At 57.1% G+C, this 20,807-nt stretch carries 18 protein-coding genes; 4 read left to right on the top strand and 14 right to left on the bottom strand.

Annotated features, from left to right (window positions below):
• Position 1: 1 nt before the first annotated feature.
• From fabZ to rpsB, 12 genes are all read right to left on the bottom strand, one after another.
• On the bottom strand, positions 2-463 hold the full coding sequence (gene fabZ / locus GWQ29_RS05570; protein WP_005312091.1) for a 3-hydroxyacyl-ACP dehydratase FabZ: 462 nt from the start codon (positions 461-463) through the stop codon (positions 2-4).
• A 24-nt stretch (positions 464-487) separates the two neighbouring features.
• Entirely contained in the window at positions 488-1,507 is a 1,020-nt protein-coding gene (lpxD, locus tag GWQ29_RS05565) for a UDP-3-O-(3-hydroxymyristoyl)glucosamine N-acyltransferase (RefSeq protein WP_042467152.1), read from the bottom strand.
• 3 nt (positions 1,508-1,510) lie between these two features.
• Entirely contained in the window at positions 1,511-2,023 is a 513-nt protein-coding gene (locus tag GWQ29_RS05560; RefSeq protein ID WP_219598530.1) for an OmpH family outer membrane protein, read from the bottom strand.
• A gap of 148 nt (positions 2,024-2,171) precedes the next feature.
• Positions 2,172-4,595, bottom strand: a complete 2,424-nt coding sequence (gene bamA, locus GWQ29_RS05555) for an outer membrane protein assembly factor BamA (RefSeq protein WP_219598529.1) — start codon at positions 4,593-4,595, stop codon at positions 2,172-2,174.
• 34 nt (positions 4,596-4,629) lie between these two features.
• Positions 4,630-5,982, bottom strand: coding sequence for a sigma E protease regulator RseP (gene rseP / locus GWQ29_RS05550; protein ID WP_275918934.1), 1,353 nt, complete (start codon positions 5,980-5,982; stop codon positions 4,630-4,632).
• A 171-nt stretch (positions 5,983-6,153) separates the two neighbouring features.
• On the bottom strand, positions 6,154-7,347 hold the full coding sequence (gene ispC / locus GWQ29_RS05545; protein ID WP_265461648.1) for a 1-deoxy-D-xylulose-5-phosphate reductoisomerase: 1,194 nt from the start codon (positions 7,345-7,347) through the stop codon (positions 6,154-6,156).
• Positions 7,348-7,414: 67 nt separating this feature from the next.
• Positions 7,415-8,272 (bottom strand): phosphatidate cytidylyltransferase, encoded by an 858-nt coding sequence (locus tag GWQ29_RS05540; RefSeq protein ID WP_240292249.1) that lies wholly within the window; start codon positions 8,270-8,272, stop codon positions 7,415-7,417.
• A gap of 26 nt (positions 8,273-8,298) precedes the next feature.
• Positions 8,299-9,075, bottom strand: coding sequence for a polyprenyl diphosphate synthase (uppS, locus tag GWQ29_RS05535; protein WP_265421701.1), 777 nt, complete (start codon positions 9,073-9,075; stop codon positions 8,299-8,301).
• Between the two features lie 72 nt (positions 9,076-9,147).
• Complete coding sequence (frr, locus tag GWQ29_RS05530) at positions 9,148-9,705, bottom strand: ribosome recycling factor (RefSeq protein ID WP_005312078.1); 558 nt, start codon at positions 9,703-9,705, stop codon at positions 9,148-9,150.
• 57 nt (positions 9,706-9,762) lie between these two features.
• Positions 9,763-10,497, bottom strand: coding sequence for a UMP kinase (gene pyrH / locus GWQ29_RS05525; RefSeq protein ID WP_005312076.1), 735 nt, complete (start codon positions 10,495-10,497; stop codon positions 9,763-9,765).
• A gap of 71 nt (positions 10,498-10,568) precedes the next feature.
• The gene (tsf, locus tag GWQ29_RS05520; RefSeq protein WP_021139738.1) at positions 10,569-11,450 is read right to left on the bottom strand and encodes a translation elongation factor Ts; all 882 of its coding nucleotides are present in this window, start codon (positions 11,448-11,450) and stop codon (positions 10,569-10,571) included.
• 104 nt (positions 11,451-11,554) lie between these two features.
• The gene (rpsB, locus tag GWQ29_RS05515) at positions 11,555-12,283 is read right to left on the bottom strand and encodes a 30S ribosomal protein S2 (protein WP_005312073.1); all 729 of its coding nucleotides are present in this window, start codon (positions 12,281-12,283) and stop codon (positions 11,555-11,557) included.
• Between the two features lie 363 nt (positions 12,284-12,646).
• On the opposite strand from rpsB, the gene map reads away from it, so the two are divergent.
• From map to GWQ29_RS05495, 4 genes are all read left to right on the top strand, one after another.
• Positions 12,647-13,435 (top strand): type I methionyl aminopeptidase, encoded by a 789-nt coding sequence (map, locus tag GWQ29_RS05510; protein ID WP_111589309.1) that lies wholly within the window; start codon positions 12,647-12,649, stop codon positions 13,433-13,435.
• 89 nt (positions 13,436-13,524) lie between these two features.
• A complete protein-coding gene (gene glnD / locus GWQ29_RS05505) occupies positions 13,525-16,212 on the top strand; it encodes a bifunctional uridylyltransferase/uridylyl-removing protein GlnD (RefSeq protein ID WP_275918933.1) in 2,688 nt (895 codons plus the stop codon).
• Positions 16,213-16,347: 135 nt separating this feature from the next.
• A complete protein-coding gene (gene dapD, locus GWQ29_RS05500; protein WP_005312067.1) occupies positions 16,348-17,175 on the top strand; it encodes a 2,3,4,5-tetrahydropyridine-2,6-dicarboxylate N-succinyltransferase in 828 nt (275 codons plus the stop codon).
• A 128-nt stretch (positions 17,176-17,303) separates the two neighbouring features.
• Positions 17,304-17,687, top strand: coding sequence for a DUF3461 family protein (locus GWQ29_RS05495; protein WP_131731367.1), 384 nt, complete (start codon positions 17,304-17,306; stop codon positions 17,685-17,687).
• Positions 17,688-17,943: 256 nt separating this feature from the next.
• On the opposite strand, the gene ptsG is transcribed toward GWQ29_RS05495, so the two are convergent.
• Together ptsG and GWQ29_RS05485 are read right to left on the bottom strand one after the other, a co-directional pair.
• Positions 17,944-19,374 (bottom strand): PTS glucose transporter subunit IIBC, encoded by a 1,431-nt coding sequence (ptsG, locus tag GWQ29_RS05490; RefSeq protein ID WP_265461645.1) that lies wholly within the window; start codon positions 19,372-19,374, stop codon positions 17,944-17,946.
• Between the two features lie 431 nt (positions 19,375-19,805).
• Complete coding sequence (locus GWQ29_RS05485) at positions 19,806-20,717, bottom strand: MalM family protein (protein WP_265461644.1); 912 nt, start codon at positions 20,715-20,717, stop codon at positions 19,806-19,808.
• Between the last annotated feature and the right edge of the window lie 90 nt (positions 20,718-20,807).

Below are 20,807 nucleotides of genomic sequence, written 5' to 3'. Positions count from 1 at the left end.
ATTAAACCTCGCGTTTGGCGCACATCAGCTCGGCGGTACAAACCACTTCACCGTTGACCGTGGCCACACCGGTGAACTTGGCAATACCGCGACGCTCTTTCAGGAACTCCACGTCCAGCACCAGCTGATCGCCAGGGCCAACCGGACGCTTGAAACGAGCGTTGTCGATGGAGGCAAAGTAATAGAGTTCGTTGGGAGACGGCTTGCCCACCATGGTAAAGGCCAGGATACCGGTGGCCTGCGCCATGGCTTCCAGGATCAGTACGCCGGGAAACACCGGCTTGGCCGGGAAATGTCCCTGGAAGATCGGCTCGTTGAACGAGACATTCTTGATGGCACGCAAGGTTTTGCGCTCATCGCTGATCTCGTAATCGTCGACCCGATCCACCATCAGGAACGGATAACGGTGGGGCAGCAGATCCATGATTTCCTGGATGCCCAGGCTCTTCTTTTCAGTAGTCAAAACAGTACCCTATACCAATCGTGATTATTCTTGATCCAGCTTCTTCTCAAGCTTGCTCAACCGCTTGTGCATCTCTTCGATACGCATCACCCGGGCGGCGGTCTTGCGCCACTCTTTATTGGTTTGCAGAGGGATGCCGGAAGAGTAGACACCGGGCTCGGTAATGGGTCGCATCACCATGGCCATGCCGGTGACGGTGGCCTGGTCGCAGATCTCCATGTGCCCGTTAAAGACGGAGGCGCCGCCAATGATACAGTATTTGCCGACCTTGAGACTACCCGCCATCACGGTGGAGCCTGCCACGGCGGTGCCGTAGCCGATCTCGACGTTGTGGGCGATCTGGCACTGGTTGTCGATGATGACGTTATCCGCGATGCGGGTATCTTCCAGCGCGCCGCGGTCTATGGTGGTGCAGGCACCAATCTCGACCCGGTTGCCGATAGTCACGCCACCGAGCTGGGGGATCTTGATCCACTCGCCACGCTCATTGGCATAACCGAACCCATCGGCCCCGATCACTGTGCCGGATTGAACCAGACAGTCGGAACCCATGGTGATGTTGTGATACAGGGTGACGTTGGCCCACAACCGGGAGCGCGCTCCCAGTCGGGTATTCTTGCCAACAAAACAGCCAGGGCCTATGCGTACGTCATCACCCAGCACGACGCCGGATTCGATCACTGCATTGGCCCCGATGGCCACTCTCTCGCCCAGTTGCACGTCAGCCGCAATGACGGCGCTCGGATGGATATCCGTGGCCGGCTGCGGTGTGGTGTCCAGCAGTTGGGCTACCCGGGCAAACCCCACATAGGGGTCTTTGAGTACCAGGGCATTGGTGGGACAAAATGGCAGATCCGCTTCTGTAATGAGCACGGCCGAAGCCTTGCTCTGCTCCAGATAATGCCGGTACTTTTTATTGGACAGGAAGGTGATATCCCCCTCCCCGGCCTTTTCCAGTGTCGCTACCTTGCGGATTTCCAGGGTTCCGTCGCCATGGATCTCGGCCCCCAGTTGCTGGGCCAGCTGTGCGAGAGTGAATGCCATCAATTAGTTGCTCTTGCTTACCTGAGAAATAACCTGGGCAGAGATGTCCAGCTTGCTGGCGGCATAGGGCGCAGCATTGCGCTCAAGCACCAGATCGTAGCCATTGCTCTTGGCGATGGAATCGATGGCAGCCTGTACCTTGGTCAGGATCTTGTTGCGCTCTTCGGACTGACGACGACCGTTGTCCTGCTCAAACGCTTGACGCTTCTGGTTGAACTCCATCTGCAGCTTGGCCAGTTTTTCCTGGTTCTGCTTCTTCTGATCGGCGCTCATGAAGGCTTCATCCTTCTTGAACTTCTCGACCAGTTTCTGACCGTCGGATTCCAGCTTCTGCAGTTCACGCATGCGCGGCTCGAATTCACCTTTCAGCTTCTTGGAAACAGCTTCACGCTGGGGCAGCTTCTGGAAGATTTCGCCCATGTCGACCACGGCGATCTTGGTGTCAGCCAAGGCGGAGCCCATGCCGGCAGCCATCAGTGCAAAACTCAAACCAGCTACTTTCAACGCTTTATTCACACTAACTCCTTGTTCCCTCATGTGAGGGCAACCTGATTTACCTGATTATGCAAGTGGTACCCGGACCGACTTGTTACCTGGTGAGGCACGCAAGCTGCGCGTCCCATCATTGAATACCCCCACCGGCTGGGTGGGGGCGCGTCCGTCCTTAGAAGGTACGGCCGATATTGAACGAGAAGAACTCTGTCCTGTCCCCTTCGTACTCCTTGAGCGGACGGGCAATCGCGAACACCAGGGGTCCCATGGGGGAGAGCCACTGCAGCGACAGACCGGCCGAGGCACGGTAGTTGGTCGGGTCCGAATAGTCGGTCAGATAGTTGCAACCACTGAAACAGCGGTTCTGGTACTGGGCATAGTCAAAAGTGGTATCCCACACTGAACCGGCGTCGATGAAGAAGCTGGTACGCAACTGAGGCTGATAGGTTTCAGACGCAAACGGCGTCGGTACTATCATCTCGAGGGACGCCACCGCCAGGGCATTGCCCCCCACCGAGCTGTCGGTGCCCTGAATGACGTCGTTACCGCTCAGGTTGTAGTAGTAGAGCGCCTTCGGACCTACCGTGTTGCTCTTGAAGCCACGCAGCGTGTCGAAACCACCGGCGAAGTAGTTCTCGAAGAACGGCAGGACGTGATCATAGCTGCCGTTGCTGCCATAACCGTTGCCGTAAGAGGCGCGGGCCTTGGCCATCAACACCCATTTGTGGTCCGCATCGAACGGGAAGTAGTGAGCATCTTCGGCGTTCAGCTTGAAGTACTGCAGATCCATGCCGGGCACTGTCACCTTGGCGTTAACACGCTGACGGTCACCGGCGGTCGGGAACATTCCCTTGTTGAGAGTTGAACGGGTCCATCCGGCGGTGACGTCAACGGTGTTGAACACCATGCGGTTGTCGCCATCCTTGTTCTTGCTGTACACCTTCCAAAACTCGTCCACCTGCAGATAGGGGTTGGGCTGGGACAGTTTGTTGTTCTCGACCCCGAGGCTGAAGTCGAGGCGGTTGTTCTCGTTGACCGGGAAACCACTGGAGAGGCGGAAACCAATCGTGGTGTTTTCATAGTCGACGATGTTGGCATCGGCCGCACTGAACTGGTTGTAGTAGAGGCGGCCACCCAGGCTGACACCGTCCACGGTGAAGTAGGGATCGTTGTAGCTGAGGTCGACGCTCTTGGAGTACTTGTTGGTACTGGCGGAGATACCGATCTTCTTGCCGGTACCCATGAAGTTGTCCTGCTGCAGGCCTGCCTGCAGGCTCAGGCCCGATTCGGTACCATAACCCACACCGGCGTTGATGGAGCCAGCTGGCTGCTCCTTGACCTTGAAGTCGAGATCGACCTGATCATCGCTGCCCGGCACCCGCTTGGTGTCCACTTCCGCGGTTTCAAAGAAGCCGAGACGGTTGAGACGGGTCTTGGACTGCTCGACGCTATCGGAGGAGAGCCAGGTGCCTTCCATCTGACGCATTTCGCGGCGCAGCACTTCATCCTGGGTGGTGACGTTGCCGCTGAAGTTGATGTTGCGCACATAGACACGGGGACCCGGCTCTATGTTGACGATCAGCTCCACTTCCTTGGTTTCGTCGTTGACCTGGGGGAAGGTGACCACTTTCGGGTAGGCATAGCCGTAACGACCGAGGAACTTGGAGAGCACCTCTTCAGTGTGGGTTACCTGACTGGCGGAGTAGGTGCTGCCTGCCCCTATGGGGATCAGGCCCTTCATCTCGCCACCACGGTCGATCAAATCGCCCTTGAGCTGAACGCCGGAGACCTTGTACTGATCCCCTTCCTTGACGTTCAGGGTCACGTAGACCCCCTTCTTGTCAGGGGTCATGGAGACCTGGGTCGACTCCTGGGCGAAGCGGATATAACCGCGATCCATGTAGTAGGAGCGCAGGGTTTCGATGTCGCCGGCCAGTTTCTGTTTCTGGTAACGCTGGTCACCGGTGAAGTTCCACCAGGGCACATCGTCCTTGAGGGAGAGCTGGGCCAGCAGTTTCTCTTCCGGGAACACATTGTTGCCAACTATGTTGATCTGCTGGATCTTGGCCGCTTCCCCTTCCACGAAGGTGAACTTGAGGTCGACCCGGTTGCGCGGCAGCGGGGTGACGATGGCCTTGACCTTGGCGGAGTATTTGCCCACGCCGTAGTAGAAATCTTCCAGACCCTTTTCGAGGGAGCTCAGCACGGTACGATCCAGCGGATCACCCACCCGGATGCCGGAGGACTCCAGGCTCTGGGTCAGCTGCTCTTCCTTGATATCCTTGTTGCCTGAAAATTCGATGCTGGAGATGGTCGGCCGCTCCTTGACCGCCACTTGCAACACCTGGCCGTCACGGTAAACCTTCACATCCTCGAAGTTACCGGAGGAGTAGAGCTTTTTGATGGCGTTGGCCAGGGTCACGGAATCGACGGTGTCGCCAACCCGGATCGGCAGGTTCAACAGGGCGGCCCCCAGCGTTACACGCTGCAAGCCGTCGACCTGGATATCTTGCACCACAAAAGAGGCAGGGGCCGCCTGGGCCAGGAAACTGGCACCCAGCAGGCAACTCAACACCAATGCTTTTTTAACAGCCATTTTGTTCTTGTGTGTCCTTGTTGATGCTCTGGCCTCAGAGGCGAGCGAAATCATTAAATAGCGCAATGCCCATCAGTAACATCAGAATGGCGGCGCCGATCCTGAAACCCACTTCCTGAATTTTGTCTGATACCGGCTTGCCGGTGACTGCCTCGATGAGGAAGTAGACCAGATGGCCTCCGTCCAGCACCGGCAGGGGAAACAGGTTGATGATCCCCAGGTTGACGCTGATCAGCGCCAGAAAGCCGAGGAAATAGACCAGACCGTAATCGGCACTGCTGCCTGCCCCTTTGGCAATGGAGATGGGACCGCTCAGGTTATCCAGAGATACGATGCCACCAATCAGCTTGCCAATCATGTCAAAGGTCAGCGTGGTCAGGCTCCAGGTCTTCTGGGCTCCCTGCCACAGGGCCTGCAAAGGCCCATACTGTAACAGAATTCGATACTCATCCGGTAATGGAACCAATTGCGGTGACAAGCCGACAAAACCGACCAGCTGGCCACGCACTTTTTTCACATCCGGAGTCAGGGTCAGGGTCAGTTCACTGCCTGCCCGCTCCACCACGACCTGCAATGGCTGCTCGGGGGATTGCTGGACCTGGTGCACGAACTGGGCCCACTCGGTGACCTCCTGCTCGCCCACCCGCTTGATGCGATCGCCCACCTGCAGGCCGGCTTTTTCACTGGCGCTCGCAGGCACTATGGCCTCGACCACGGGCAGTACCTTGCCGCCGAGGGGCACTATCCCCAGGCTGCCGACGGGGGACTCTTTGTCCGGATCGAACGTCCAATCCTCCAGCACGAGGGTCTTGTCCACCGCATAACTGGTGTTGGCCGCTTTCAGCTTGAGCTGGACGGCATCATCACCCAGGTGGCTGATGAGGGCATAGGTCACGCTCTCCCAGTCACCGGTCGCCTTGTCGCCGACACCGACGATCTCCATGCCGGGTTCGACCCCGGCCGCCGCCACAATGGAGGCGGGACGCACCTCCCCCACCACGGGTTTGACGGCAGGGACACCGATCATGAACATCAGCCAGAGGGCAAACAGGGCAAACACGAAGTTCGCCATGGGGCCCGCTGCCACTATGGCCATCCGCGCCCAGACACTCTTGTGATTGAAAGCAAATTGCTCATCGCCGGGTTTGAGCTCATCTACCCGACCATCCAGCATCTTGACGTAACCGCCGAGCGGGATCAGTGCCAGCACATATTCGGTGCCATCCTTGCCCATCCGGCGCCAGATAGCCTTGCCAAACCCGATGGAGAAGCGCTCGACCTTGACGCCGCAACGGCGGGCCACCCAGAAGTGGCCAAACTCATGCACCGCAACCAGCAATCCGAGGGCGATGATAAAGGCACCAATGTTCCACAGCACGCCGCCCATCAGCCTATCACCTCGAGATCACACCCATTCGAATCACCGAAGGAGGCAGTAACAAAGGCAGGTTTGTCATTCCACAGCACAGCACTCATCAGCCAGTTACCTCGATTTCATGCATGGTCCGGTACCCAAAGGCAACGATAAAGGCAGCACAATGCCACGAAATACCACTCATTAGCTAAGCTCCTCAATCAAATTGTGAGCACGGGCACGGGCCGCACCATCCAGCGCAATCAAATCCTCCAGTGAACCCACAGCGGAACTCCCCAGCGCCACCATGGTGGCCTCATTGACTCTGGCAATATCCATAAAACCGATCCGCTCTGCAAGGAAAGCCGCAACGGCCTCTTCATTGGCGGCATTGAGCGCCGTGGTCGCCGCCTGCCCTTGCTGACAGGCACTCATGGCCAGTGCCAGACAGGGATAACGCTCATAATCGGGCCGGATAAAGCTGAACTCTCCGACACTGAAGAAATCCAAAGGTTCCACTCCGGACTCAACTCGAGCCGGATAAGCCAGGGCATGCGCTATGGGGGTACACATGTCCGGATTGCCAAGCTGGGCCATCACTGAGCCATCCTTGTACTGCACCATGGAGTGGATCACTGACTGGGGATGGATCACCACCTGGATCTGCTCGGGCGCGGCGTTGAACAGCCAGCGCGCCTCTATGTACTCCAGCCCCTTGTTGATCATGGTGGCGGAGTCGACCGAGATCTTGGCTCCCATGGACCAGTTCGGGTGGGCGATGGCCTGGGCCGGCGTGACCTGTGCCAGCGCATTGATATCGGTATAACGAAACGGACCGCCTGAGCCGGTCAGCAGTATCCTGCTGATGCCCGCCCCTGCCAGATCGCAGTAGCCGGGCTGGCGCTGAATGGCTTCGGGCAGGCACTGAAAAATCGCATTGTGTTCGCTGTCGATGGGCAGCAGCTCGGCGCCATGCTCGCGCACCGCCTCCATGAAGAAGGCCCCGGACATCACCAGCGCCTCCTTGTTGGCCAGCAGGATCCGTTTGCCGGCACGCACTGCGGCCATGGTCGGTGCCAGACCCGCCGCACCGACGATGGCCGCCATCACGCTGTCGGCATCGGGGTGAGCGGCCACGTCACACAGAGCGGCAGGACCGGACAGCACCCGCGTCGCGCTACCGTGGGTCTTGAGCTGGCCCGCCAGTGCGGTCGCGGCAGCCTCATCCACCATGACGGCAAAACGGGGGGAAAACTCGAGACAGTCCCGCACCATGGCATCCACGCTGCGAGCGGCGGTGAGCGCCAGTACTTGCCAGCGCCCGGGATTGCGGCGCAGTACCTTGAGCGTACTCTGACCGATGGAGCCGGAGGCTCCCAGAATCACCAGGTTATGCATCAGAACTCCTGCTTGAGTAACAAACCAATGGAGCCGGAAGCGCTCAAAACCATCAGCAAGATGTGCATCAGAACTCCTGACTGAGTAACAGATAACTGAGCAGGAAGACTGGCAGGGCCGCGGTCAGGCTGTCGATCCGGTCGAGGATACCACCATGACCGGGCAATAGAGTGCCAGAATCCTTGATGCCTGCCTCCCGCTTGAACATGCTCTCGGTGAGATCGCCGAGCACGGAAGCCAGCACGGCCAGCAAGGAGCAGAACAGCACTATCGCCATCTTGGCGGGTACAAAGCCCATGAACCAGGTCACACCGACCGCCAGCAGGCTGGCGGTAAAGAGACCACCGCACATGCCTTCGATGGTTTTACCCGGGCTGACGGCCGGCGCCAGCTTGTGTTTGCCAAAGGCCTTGCCGAAAAAATACGCGCCAGAATCTGCCGCCCAGACCAGCCCCATGACGAACAACAAGATCCAGGACCCCATCATGGGGTCGTGATAGAAGTTGTAACCACGAATGGCCACCAGGGACCAGAAGAAGGGCACTAGGGTCACCAGACCAAACAGGGATTTGAGCCAGATGGACTCTTTCCACAACCTGGCGCTCCGGGGATAGCGCAATACCAGCAGCAGCCCGAACAGCCACCAGCTGACGGCGGTCCAGAGCACGCCCATCACCAGCGGATGCAGATGGGGGGTCCAGAGCTGATCGACCGGCAGCCAGAACAGGCTGGCACCGAGCAACAGACAGAACACCAGCGGCAACCATTGCTGCGGCTGGGCAGAGACGAAGCCACTCCACTCGCGGCTGGCCAACAGAAACACCAGAGCTGCCAACAGGGCAAAGAATTTCAACGGCAGGAAAAATAGCGCTCCCAATACCAGGGGAACAAGCAGTAATGCGGTAATAATTCGTTGTTTTAGCAAAAGAAACCTCTCTCTTGGGAGGGGATTTAGCCGGTCTGATGCTCGGCGATCAATTCCCGTATCTGTTCACCCGTACACCCGAAGCGACGCTCGCGGGCAACGAAAGAGGCAACGGCCTCACTGAACTCGGCCTCGTTGAAATCGGGCCACAATACCGGGGTAAAATAGAGCTCGGCATAGGCGAGCTGCCATAACACAAAATTGCTGATGCGATGATCGCCGCCGGTCCGGATCAGCAGATCGACAGGTGGTAAATCCGCCATGCAGACCTGCTCGGCCAGCAGGGACTCATCGATGGCATCGGCATCCAGCTCGCCTGCCGCCACGGCTCGGGCCAGTTTACGGGCCGCCTGGGCGATATCCCACTGACCACCGTAATTGGCAGCAATGTTGAGGGTCAGCCCCTTGTTGTCTGCAGTCAAAGCCTCGGCCTTGGCGATCCTGGCCTGCAAGCGCTCGCTGAAACGGGCGGTATCTCCGATCACCTTGAGCCGGATCCCGTTGCTGTGCAGTTGCTTGACCTCGCGGCCCAGCACTGTCATGAAGAGTTCCATCAGGGCACTGACCTCCCCTTCCGGACGCCGCCAGTTCTCGCTGGAGAACGCAAACAGGGTCAACGCCTCTATCTTGGCGCGCGCGGCAAACGTCACCGCCTCACGAACAGACTTCACGCCCGCCTTGTGGCCATAAACTCGCATCTTGCCACGACTCTGAGCCCAGCGCCCGTTGCCATCCATGATGATGGCCACATGACGAGGCAAGGACGAATTGGCACAATCACCTAACGCTGCCAAAAGCGACATTCATTTCTCCCACAAAGACAAAAGCGCCGTGCAGGGGCACTACACGGCGCTCGTAATATACCTGTCAGAGGCTTAGATTTCCATTAGCTCCTTTTCCTTCGCGGCCAGGGCGTCATCCACCAGCTTGATGAAGGAATCGGTGAGTTTCTGGATCTCTTCCTGGGCACGACGGTCATCGTCTTCGGAGATTTCTTTGTCTTTGAGCAGTGCTTTCAGATCGGCGTTGGCATCACGACGGATGTTGCGCACAGCCACACGGGCACCTTCCGCTTCGGCACGGACGATCTTGGTCAGATCGCGGCGACGCTCTTCGGTCAGCGGCGGCAGGGGCACACGCAGGGTCTGACCGTTGCTGGACGGATTCAGGCCCAGATCGGAGGTCAGGATGGCCTTTTCTACCGCCTGGATCATGGAACGGTCAAAAATGGAGATGGACAGGGTGCGGGCATCTTCTGCCACCACGTTGGCCAACTGTTTCAGAGGAGTGGCAGCACCGTAATACTCAACCTGGATACCGTCGAGCAGGCTCGGGTGAGCACGGCCGGTACGGATCTTGGACATCTGGGTCTTGAGCGACTCTACGCTCTTGGCCATACGGTCCTTGGCGTCGTTTTTAATCTCGTTGATCACAGTGGTTTTCCTTTTGGCGAACGAGCCATCACGCGGCTCGTGTCTATCATATTTATCTTATTTGCCGATGTGGTGGATCAGCGTGCCTTCCGGCTCACCCATGATAACCCGACGCAATGCACCCGGTTTGTTCATGTTGAACACGCGGATCGGCAGATCGTGGTCACGGGCCAGAGTAAAGGCTGCAAGATCCATCACCTTGAGCTCTTTTTCAAGCACTTCGTTGTAGCTGAGCTCATGATACAGCACGGCGTCCGGATTCTTAACCGGATCCTCGTTGAATACGCCATCGACCTTGGTCGCCTTGAGCACAACATCGGCTTCGATCTCGATGCCACGCAGGCAGGCTGCAGAATCGGTGGTAAAGAAGGGGTTGCCGGTACCGGCAGAGAAAATCACCACTTTGCCGGCGCGCAGCTGGCTGATGGCCTCGGCCCAGCTATAGGAATCGCAGACACCCTGCAGGGAGATGGCAGACATCAGACGGGCATTCACATAAGCACGATGCAGGGCATCACGCATGGCCAGACCGTTCATCACGGTAGCCAACATACCCATGTGGTCGCCCACCACGCGGTTCATGCCCGCTTTGGCAAGACCGGCACCACGGAACAAGTTGCCGCCACCGATGACCAGACCGACCTGAACACCCAACTCAACCAGTTCCTTGATCTCTTGGGCCATCCGCTCCAGCACAGCGGGATCAATGCCAAAACCCTCGGATCCTTGCAGGGCTTCACCACTCAACTTCAGAAGAACACGTCTGTATGCAGGCTTGGGATTGGTACTCATGTCACTGATTCCTGGTCATATAAAGACCGCGACATAAGTCGCGGTCTGGGGAAACGGAAAAACCGGTTCGATTAGGCCTTCTGAGCGGCCGCGATTTGGGCTGCTACTTCAGCAGCGAAATCGGTCTCTTGCTTCTCGATGCCTTCGCCCACTTCGAAACGGGTGAAAGAGACAACGTCAGCGCCTTCTTTCTTCAGCAGCTCGGCAACGGTCATGGAAGGATCCTTCACGAACGGCTGACCAGTCAGGGAAACCTCACCGGTGAACTTCTTCATGCGGCCTTCAACCATCTTCTCGGCGATCTCTTTCGGCTTGCCGGAGTTGATGGCGATGTCGATCTGAATTTCGCGCTCTTTGGCAACGACTTCAGCAGACACGTCTTCAGGCTTGACGAACTGCGGGCTGTTGGCAGCAACGTGCATGGCCAGATCTTTGGCCAGCTCGGCAGTACCACCGGTCAGCTTGGTGATAACACCAATGCGGGAACCGTGAACGTAGGTGCCCAGGTTGTCACCTTCAACCAGCATCACGCGACGCAGGTTCATGTTCTCACCGATCTTGGCGATCAGGTTGGTGATGGTCAGTTCGACGGACTCACCGTTACCGAAGTCAGCCGCTTTCAGTGCGTCAACGTCAGCAATTTTCTGGGTCGCAGCGATATCGGCGATCTTCTGGCCCATTGCCATGAAGCTGGCATCTTTGGCGACGAAGTCGGTTTCGCTGTTCAGCTCGATCATGACGGCAACGTTGCCTTCGGTACGAGCAAAGATCACGCCTTCAGCAGCGATACGGCCTGCTTTCTTGGCGGCCTTGGCCTGACCGGATTTACGCATGTTCTCGATTGCCAGCTCGATATCACCAGCGGCTTCTTCCAGCGCTTTTTTGCAATCCATCATGCCAGCGGCAGTGCGCTCGCGCAGTTCTTTTACCAGGGCGGCAGTAACGTTAGCCATGTCCAGTATCCTCGGTCTTGAATTGACAAGAAACAGGGGCCACAAGGGCCCCTGCTAACCAATTACATCAGCTTGGTTAATAAGGGCTTTACAGTCCTTATCAATTACTCAGCTTCAACGAAGCCATCTTGTTCAGCTTGAACAACGATGTCCTGAGCGCGAGCTTCCAGTACGGTGTCAGCAGCAGCATTCAGGTACAGCTGTACGGCACGGATAGCATCGTCGTTACCCGGGATGACGTAATCAACGCCGTCCGGGTTGGAGTTGGTATCAACGATGGAAACTACCGGGATACCCAGGTTGTTGGCTTCTTTGATAGCAATGTGCTCGTGGTCGGCATCGACAACGAACAGCACGTCAGGCAGGCCGCCCATGTTCTTGATACCACCCAGGCTCTTCTCGAGCTTGTCCATTTCGCGAGTACGCATCAGCGCCTCTTTCTTGGTCAGCTTTTCGAAGGTACCGTCCTGGCTCTGGGTTTCCAGATCTTTCAGACGCTTGATGGACTGACGAACGGTTTTCCAGTTGGTCAGCATGCCACCCAACCAGCGGTGGTTGACATAGAACTGGTCACAACGACCGGCGGCATCTTTTACGGCTTCAGACGCGGCACGCTTGGTACCTACGAACAGTACCTTGCCTTTCTTGGCAGCTACGGAGCTGATGAAGTTCATGGCATCGTCAAACATCGGAACGGTTTTTTCCAAGTTGATAATGTGAACCTTGCTGCGGGCACCAAAGATGTAGGACTTCATTTTCGGGTTCCAGTAACGAGTCTGGTGACCGAAGTGAACGCCGGCTTGCAGCATGTCGCGCATAGAAACTTTAGCCATTATATACCTCTGTATTGGGGTTAGGCCTCCACACATCCCATGTAACCGACCCCAAAGGGGCACCCCGGTACAGGTGTCGATGTGTGTGTGTTATTGATTAAGGGTGATGAAATGGTGGACGCAAGTTCCCCATTCCGGCGCGCTTTATACCATACCTTTGCTCAGGACACCACCGACCACAGTGCTAAAAATGGATCCCTGCGCGCAATGCTGACCAGAGGATTTGACGTTGTGATGACAATCACACTGGAAGTAAACGGGGGTTGGGGATAAAATTTTGGCCTGATTGCAAACGCATCTATTTTTCATTACCTGATTGTTGGGCATCGACAGGATGCGCAGTCAGGCCCCAAGAGAGATCCCATGTCCATTAAAATCAAGACACCGGAAGAGATTGAAAAGATGCGCGTTGCCGGCCAGCTGGCCGCCGATGTGCTGATCATGATAGCCCCCCACGTCAAGGCAGGCGTCACCACCGATGAGCTGAACACCCTGTGCCACGACTATATTGTCGACGTGCAGCAGGCTATTCCGGCTCCGCTCAACTACCACGGCTTCCCCAAGTCCATCTGCACCTCGGTGAACGACGTGATTTGCCATGGCATCCCAAACCACAAGAAATTGCGCGAAGGGGACATCATCAACCTGGACATCACAGTCATCAAGGATGGCTACCACGGCGATACCTCCGCCATGTTCATCGTGGGTGAGACCACACCGCTGCGTCGCCAGCTGTGCAAAGTCGCCCAGGAGAGCCTCTACGCGGCCATCAAGCAGGTGCGTCCCGGCATGTGCATCACAGAGATAGGTGCCCTGATCCAGCCCATCGTCGAGAAGGCCGGTTTCTCCGTGGTGCGTGACTACTGTGGTCACGGCATCGGCAGCGAATTCCACGAGGAGCCGCAAATCCTGCACTACCGCAATGGCGGCAAGCTGGAGCTCAAAGCGGGCATGTGCTTCACCATAGAGCCCATGGTCAACAGCAAGAAGTATCACTGCCGCATCAACCCGAAAGATGGCTGGACAGTGACCACCAAGGATGGCGGCGATTCCGCCCAGTGGGAACACACACTGCTGGTGACTGACGATGGCTGCGAGGTGCTTACCCTGCGCCCCGATGACACTATCGACCGCTATATCAAACACGGTTAACATCAAAAACCCCGGCGCCGAAGCGAGAAGGCACCGGGGTTTGTTTTTATCAGCCGCTGCGTATGCGTGCGACAAGAGCGTGAGATGCCATGGATGCCAGCCTGCTTTCCCCCCATCTGTTACCCGACGATCAGCTCACCCGTGACAACTGCAAAGAATATCTGGGCCGCTTTCTCGGCTGGTTGCACGCCCGTTTCGATGCCGGCGACAACATCATAGAGCTGGTTGCGACCCGCTCCGAATACATGGATGCGCTGCTGACCCGACTGTGGCAGAAGTTTGGCTTCGACAAGACAGATCTCAGCCTGATAGCCGTCGGCGGCTATGGCCGCGGCGAGTTGCATCCCCACTCCGACATCGACCTGCTCATCCTCTATGAAGGGGAGGAGCTGGACGAGGTGCTGGGACTGCGCATCGGTGAATTCATTACCCTGCTGTGGGATCTCAAGCTGGAGGTGGGTCAGGCGGTACGCAACGTGGCCGAGTGCATCGAGCAGGGCCGCGCCGACATCACGGTCGCCACCAACCTCATAGAGGCCCGTTTCATCACAGGCAGCAAAGCCGGTTTCGATCAGCTCACCCTGGCCACGCGTCCCGAGCGCTTCTGGCCGAGCGAGCAGTTCTTTCAGGCCAAGCGCGAAGAGCAGGCCCTGCGCCACCAGCAATTTCTTGGCACTGCCTACAAGCTGGAGCCCGACCTCAAGAGCAATCCTGGCGGACTGAGAGATATTCAGACCCTGGCCTGGGTCGCCCGCCGCCACTTCGGCGCCACCACATTGTTCGAGATGACCAGCCACGGCTTTCTCAACCGGGCGGAGTACCGTGAACTGCTCGATTGTCAGAACTTCCTGTGGAAGGTGCGCTTCGCCCTGCACATGGCCATCAACAAGGGTGACAACCGGCTGCTGTTCGACCGCCAGCGTACCGTGGCCCAGATGTTGGGGTTCGAGGGGGAAGGCAACAGCCCGGTCGAGCAGATGATGAAGCGCTTCTACCAGACGGTGCGGCGAGTCTCCGAGCTCAACGAGATGCTGCTGCAGTTGTTTGACGAGGCGATCCTCGGCAACACCGCCATGGACGTGCGCCGCCTCTGCGACGAATTCCAGCTGCGTGGCCGCCTCATCGATGCGGTGGACTCAGAGCTGTTTGGCCGTGAGCCCGCGGCCATACTGCGGCTCTTCTACCAGATAGCCCAGCATCCCGAGATTGCCGGCATTCACTCCGCCACCTTGCGCCAGCTGCGCGAGGCGAGGCGCAAACTCAATTGCTGGCTGCAGGATTTGCCCGATTGCCGCCGCCTCTTCATGGCGCTGCTGCGCCACCCCAACGGCATCGGCCAGCCCCTCACCCTGATGCACAAGTACGGCATACTGGCGGCCTACCTGCCCCAGTGGAACCTCATCGTCGGCCAGATGCAGTTCGACATGTTCCACGCCTATACGGTCGATGAGCACACCCACAGGCTGCTCAAGAACATTCACCAGTTTCCCAATCCGGCCAGCCGCCAGACCCACCCGCTCTGCCACGAGGTGTTTACCCGGCTGCGCAAGCCGGAACTGCTCAGCATAGCGGCCCTGTTCCACGACATCGCCAAGGGGCGGCGCGGGGATCACTCAGAGCTAGGCGCCGTGGACGCGCTGGAGTTCTGTCAGCTGCATGGCCTGGATCGCTACGAGAGCCGACTGGTGGCCTGGCTGGTGCGCCACCATCTGCTGATGTCGGTCACCGCCCAGCGCCGCGACATCTACGACCCTGACGTGGTCACCGACTTCGCCCAGAAGGTGCGCGACGAGCAGCACCTCGACCTTATCTATTGCCTGACGGTGGCCGATATCTGCGCCACCAACGACACCCTCTGGAACGACTGGAAAGGCACCCTGCTGCGCGAACTCTATTTCGCCACCCAGAAAGCCCTGCGTCAGGGGCTGGAAAACCCGCCCGACATGCGACTGCGCATTCGTGAGAACCAGCGCCAGGCCAAGCAAATTCTGGCACAGCGGGACGTGCCGGAAGAGGCCATCAACCAGCTGTGGAGCGATTTCAAGGCCGACTACTTCCTGCGCCACACTCCTGAGCAGATCGCCTGGCATTGCCGCAAGATCATCGAGCACGGCGACAATCCGGCACCGCTGGTGATCATCGGCAAGCACCCGACCCGGGGTGGCAGCGAGGTCTTTATCTACTGCCGCGACACACCAAATCTGTTTGCCACCGTGGCCTCGGCACTGGATCAGAAAAACCTCAACATTCATGATGCCCAGATCATGAATTCCCGCAGCGACTATGTGCTGGATACCTTCGTGGTGCTGGAGCCCAGCGGCGAGCCCATCAGCCCCAACCGCACCGCCACCATCAGAAAGGCGCTGGAGAAGGCCCTGCAGGAACCGGGCAAGCTGGTGCTGCGCAACAAGCCGCTGTCCCGGCGCCACCGTCAGTTCAGCGTACCGACCCGGGTGGTGTTTCTGCCCCACAAGGGCGAAACCCGTCACACCCTGCTGGAACTAACGGCACTGGATACCCCTGGCCTGCTGGCTCGTATCGGCGCCGTGTTCCAGCAGTGTGGCCTCTCCCTGCATGCGGCCAAGATCACCACCATAGGCGAGCGAGTGGAGGACTTTTTCAGCCTCACCACACTGGCGGGGGAGCCGCTGAACCAGGCCGAACAGCTGGCGCTGGAGGATCGACTGGTAAGCCAGCTCAACCCGCAGGAATCGGCGGATGAAGCTCCTGACGGCGAGCCGTTGACCGGCCTCACAAGGCGCCTTTCCTCATCCTGATTCTTCAAATAGAACAAGTGGTTGGGCCACATGAGTATAATAAATCGCCATTCTCCTGAAGAAATCGGCTTGAGCCCTTAAAAACAATTGGAAAAGTGTGATACAACAAACCGAATTTTTTAAAGGAAACCTGTCATGACCGAGTTGCAACAGATCATCGAAGCGGCCTTCGAGCGCCGTGATTCCATCACTCCCGGCTCCGTCGACGCCGCCACCAAGTCCGCCATCCTGCAGACCATAGACCTGCTGGACGCCGGCAAAGCCCGTGTCGCCGAGAAGATTGCCGGCGAGTGGGTGGTACACCAGTGGTTGAAGAAGGCGGTGCTGCTCTACTTCCGCATCAATGACAACGGCATCATCAAGGGCGACGATGCCCAGTACTACGACAAGGTTCCTCTCAAGTTCTCCGACTACACCGCCGAGCAGTTCAAGGAAGCGGGTGTGCGTGTGGTGCCGCCTGCGACGGCTCGCAAAGGCTCCTTCATCGCGCCCAATACAGTGCTGATGCCTTCCTACGTCAACATAGGCGCCTTCGTTGATGAAGGCACCATGGTCGATACCTGGGCTACTGTGGGCTCCTGCGCCCAGATCGGCAAGAACGTGCACCTCTCAGGCGGCGTCGGCATCGGCGGCGTGCTGGAGCCGTTGCAGGCCAACCCGACCATCATCGAAGACAACTGCTTCATCGGTGCCCGCTCCGAAGTGGTTGAAGGGGTTATCGTCGAGGAAGGTTCCGTCATCTCCATGGGCGTCTTCATCGGCCAGTCCACCCGCATCTATGATCGCGAAACCGGCGAAATTCACTACGGCCGCGTGCCGGCGGGTTCAGTGGTCGTTTCTGGCTCCCTGCCCTCCAAGTGTGGCAAGTACAGTCTCTACGCCGCCGTCATCGTCAAGAAGGTAGATGCCAAGACCCGTGCAAAGGTCGGCATCAATGCCCTGCTGCGTTCCATTGACGAGTAATGCCTCTCACCATTGAGAGCAAGGGCGCCTGATGGCGCCCTTTTGATTTTGGCGCCCCTGTCACAGGCAAGCCACATCGACTCGGTTAAGATAGATTGGTCAGGATCGTTTCAAACCGAGGAAGCCCGATGTACGAGAATCTGAAGAGCCTGGGGATCCAGGAACCCACCTCAGTGGACAGCTATACCCTGCGCCAGGAAGCCAATCACGACATCCTCAAGATCTACTTCAAGAAGCAGAAGGGCGAGTTCTTCGCCAAGAGTGTCAAATTCAAATACCCTCGCCAGCGCAAGACCATGCTGGTCGACTCGGGTACTCATGAGTACAAGGATGTCACCGAGATCAACGCCAATCTCAAGTACGTGGTGGATGAGCTGGACAACCTGACTCAGGGCGTACATATCCAGGCAGACCCGGATATCAAAAAGAAGATACTGCGTGACCTGCGCCATCTGGAAAAAGTGGTGCAGAACAAGATCAGCGAAATAGAGCGGGATCTGGAAAAACTGTAAGCCAGTACCAACAACAAGGGCGCCCATCAGGCGCCTTTTTTTGAGCTTGAATACGTGTCACACCACTGGCTCATGACGCTGGTATCAGGTGTTGGCACCTCACGCCTGCGCACTGCTCCCTTGAAGCACTTTTCGATACAGCAAGCCAAGATATCTGAATATGCCTTATCCAGGCTCTTTACCAGATCAAAGAGCGGCCAGCAAAAAGGGAGGCTTGCGCCTCCCTCTTCGGAACTCCGAAATCCAGGCAACAGGATTAGTTGCTCTTCATCCAGATATCCATGTCGGTTTTCAGGTTGTCGGACTTGGTACCGAAGATGGCTTGAACGCCGGAGCCAGAGACTACCACACCGGCAGCACCCAGTTTCTTCAGACCAGCCTGGTCAACCTTGGCCACATCCTTCACGCCAACACGCAGGCGGGTGATGCAGGCATCCAGAGAGGCAATGTTCTCTTTACCACCGAAGGCAGTAACCAGAGCTTCAGACATGCCGTCCTTGCTTTGGCTGACAGTCTCTTCAGCAGTCTCGTCTTCACGACCCGGGGTTTTCAGGTTCATGGCACGGATCACCACTGTGAAGACCACGTAGTAGATGACGGCGTAGACCAGACCCAGACCAACCAACAGCAGCATGTTGTCGGCACGGGGTGATTGCACCACGAAGTCGATGAAGCCGTTGGAGAAGGTATGGCCATGTACAACGCCCAGCATGTTGGTCAGCACGTAAGCCAGACCGGCCAGCAGAGCGTGAATCGCATACAGTACAGGTGCCACGAACAGGAAGGAGAATTCGATAGGCTCGGTGATACCGGTCAGGAAGGAGGTCAGGGCAGCGGAGGCCATGATACCAACAATCTTGGCGCGGTTTTCCGGCTTGGCAGAGTGAGCGATGGCAAACGCAGCGGCAGGCAGACCGAACATCTTGAACAGGTAACCACCGGCCAGTTGACCGAAGCCGTTACCGGCAGCACGGGAAGCGTCATCAGCAGTCAGGAAGCAGGTCATGATACCGTGAACAGTCTCACCGGCTGCGTTGACACAGGTACCCGCCTGATAGAAGAAAGGCACGTTCCAGATATGGTGCAGACCGAACGGGATCAGGGAGCGCTCAACCACGCCGTAGATACCGAAGGCCAGTACCGGGTTCTGGTTGGCAGCCCAGTCGGAGAAGGCACCGATGGCACCACCGATCGGCGGCCAGATGAAGGAGAGCACAACACCCAGGCCGATGGAAACAAAGCCGGTGATGATGGGCACGGCACGCTTACCGGCGAAGAAGCCAAGGTACTCGGGCAGCTGGATCTTGTAGAAACGGTTGAACGCCCAGGCAGCGACACCACCGGCGAGGATACCCCCCAGCACACCGGTATCTATGCTCTCTACGCCCATCACAGGTGCCATGACCTTCAGGGTCGCGACCATGATGCCGTAGCCGACGATGGCAGACAGACCGGATACACCGTCGTTATTGGTAAAGCCGAGGGCCACACCCACTGCGAACAGCAGGGCCATCTGGCCAAATACGGAACCACCAGCTTGCTCCATCAATTGGGAGACAATTTCTGGCAACCAGCTGAAGTGAGCGGCGCCCACCCCCAGCAGAATACCTGCAACTGGCAAGACCGATACTGGCAGCATCAGCGCCTTACCGACCTTTTGCAGATTAGAGAAAGCATTTTTAAACATGTGTGCGCTCCTGAATGAATTGTCTTCCCGTAAACGGTTCAGTCCAATTGATAGACGATCACGAGCATCATCTTTCATTGTCGTGAATTCGATTGGGGTTGTTTATTTTGACCAGCTGAATATAACCCAGCAGATCGGAAATTTCTTCCATCAGGCACAAGGGAATAAAAATTTTGGAGGGGAGATCACAAGATAATTTTGGGGGGAATTGCAGATTAATCAGGGATATATTTAGGCATTTTCATTGTATGCCATAAATATGAAAAGTGCTGTTTCGCATTGTATTTTAACCAATCAAACCAATACACAAGGAAACGCATTGTAACCAAACGTAACAGTTTGCTGTTTTTTCTATTTTAGTCTACCGATTAAAAAGGCCTCCAACAAGGGAGGCCTCAAATAAATATTATATTTTAAAGACCGGACAATATTCAGCCTTTCTGGGAACGCTTGACCGCATCAACAAAGACCGATTTCGCCTTGGTCGAACCGGCCCGCTCCGCCTCGCTGACCAATCTCATCGCCTTGTCGATGTCGCCGGCTTTCACCGCTTTCTCGATCTGGGATTGATAGAAGGCTTCGGTTTCGCTCAGCATGGGGGCCGCGCTCTTGACTGCGCCGGCTGTCGCCAGGGGCACGACAAGCTTGTTCGGTGCCGTGTTGACTACTGGGGTGTTGGCATCAATCACATCCTGATAGACAGGTTTGTAATAGTTGCTCTCGGTTTTAACGCCACTCAAATCCTCTACAGAGAGGCTGACCACGCCCCAGGGGGAGTGCGGAATGACAGGATCTTTTTCACCATAATCAACCACCCCCAGCGACTTGGTCATCAGCTTGGAAGGGCTCAAGATGGTGGTTGTTTTGTCCAGACCGCTCTGGTCTGTGTAGATCACCATGTAACTTTCGTTATTGGGGTTACCGACATAGGAGCGATCCACGGTAAACACGGCTTCCATACGATCCCCCTGCAGCATGCGTGCAGGCTCGTACTTGAACACGTCGCTGCCCAACTTGCGGGTCACATTGAATTTGGAATCAAGCATCAAGACGGTCGGGTTGAACAGCGATTTGTCGATCAACCCATCAACCGTGATGCGCAGGTCACCGGAGTTGACCGGCAACCGGAAGGCGGCAAAGTGGCTTTTCCCTTCGCTGAAAGTGTAAACGGGGGAGCTGCCATCAATGGGGATAAGCTTGGTTGCGCCCGGTTGTATGTCCTGAAACGGCAGACTGGCTACATCGCGGCAGCAGCTGCTAACCGTAGCCAATTGGCTCATCGCAACGTCGCGATTTCCCATGATGGACTTGAACTCCTGGGTCGGCGCTACCGTCGTTTCCAACGTGGCGCACCCACTCAGCACAACAGAACAGAACACAGTCAAGGCTAATCTTGAATATCTCATCGCGTGACCCTAAGAAATGTGTTGTAA

Source organism: Aeromonas sp. 2HA2 (assembly GCF_029237345.1).
Lineage (GTDB): Bacteria > Pseudomonadota > Gammaproteobacteria > Enterobacterales > Aeromonadaceae > Aeromonas > Aeromonas salmonicida.
Note: the sequence above shows the minus strand (reverse complement) of the source record. Positions and strands in the feature narration are given on the sequence as shown.

Bases quoted from the DNA above. Each gene is read 5' to 3' on its own strand.
- lpxD (WP_042467152.1), bottom strand. From the start codon at position 1,507: ATGGCATTCACTCTCGCACAGCTGGCCCAGCAACTGGGGGCCGAGATC.
- bamA (WP_219598529.1), bottom strand. From the start codon at position 4,595: ATGGCTGTTAAAAAAGCATTGGTGTTGAGTTGCCTGCTGGGTGCCAGT.
- rseP (WP_275918934.1), bottom strand. From the start codon at position 5,982: ATGGGCGGCGTGCTGTGGAACATTGGTGCCTTTATCATCGCCCTCGGA.
- ispC (WP_265461648.1), bottom strand. From the start codon at position 7,347: ATGCATAACCTGGTGATTCTGGGAGCCTCCGGCTCCATCGGTCAGAGT.
- uppS (WP_265421701.1), bottom strand. From the start codon at position 9,075: ATGTCGCTTTTGGCAGCGTTAGGTGATTGTGCCAATTCGTCCTTGCCT.
- pyrH (WP_005312076.1), bottom strand. From the start codon at position 10,497: ATGAGTACCAATCCCAAGCCTGCATACAGACGTGTTCTTCTGAAGTTG.
- tsf (WP_021139738.1), bottom strand. From the start codon at position 11,450: ATGGCTAACGTTACTGCCGCCCTGGTAAAAGAACTGCGCGAGCGCACT.
- rpsB (WP_005312073.1), bottom strand. From the start codon at position 12,283: ATGGCTAAAGTTTCTATGCGCGACATGCTGCAAGCCGGCGTTCACTTC.
- map (WP_111589309.1), top strand. From the start codon at position 12,647: ATGTCCATTAAAATCAAGACACCGGAAGAGATTGAAAAGATGCGCGTT.
- glnD (WP_275918933.1), top strand. From the start codon at position 13,525: ATGGATGCCAGCCTGCTTTCCCCCCATCTGTTACCCGACGATCAGCTC.
- dapD (WP_005312067.1), top strand. From the start codon at position 16,348: ATGACCGAGTTGCAACAGATCATCGAAGCGGCCTTCGAGCGCCGTGAT.
- GWQ29_RS05495 (WP_131731367.1), top strand. From the start codon at position 17,304: ATGTACGAGAATCTGAAGAGCCTGGGGATCCAGGAACCCACCTCAGTG.
- ptsG (WP_265461645.1), bottom strand. From the start codon at position 19,374: ATGTTTAAAAATGCTTTCTCTAATCTGCAAAAGGTCGGTAAGGCGCTG.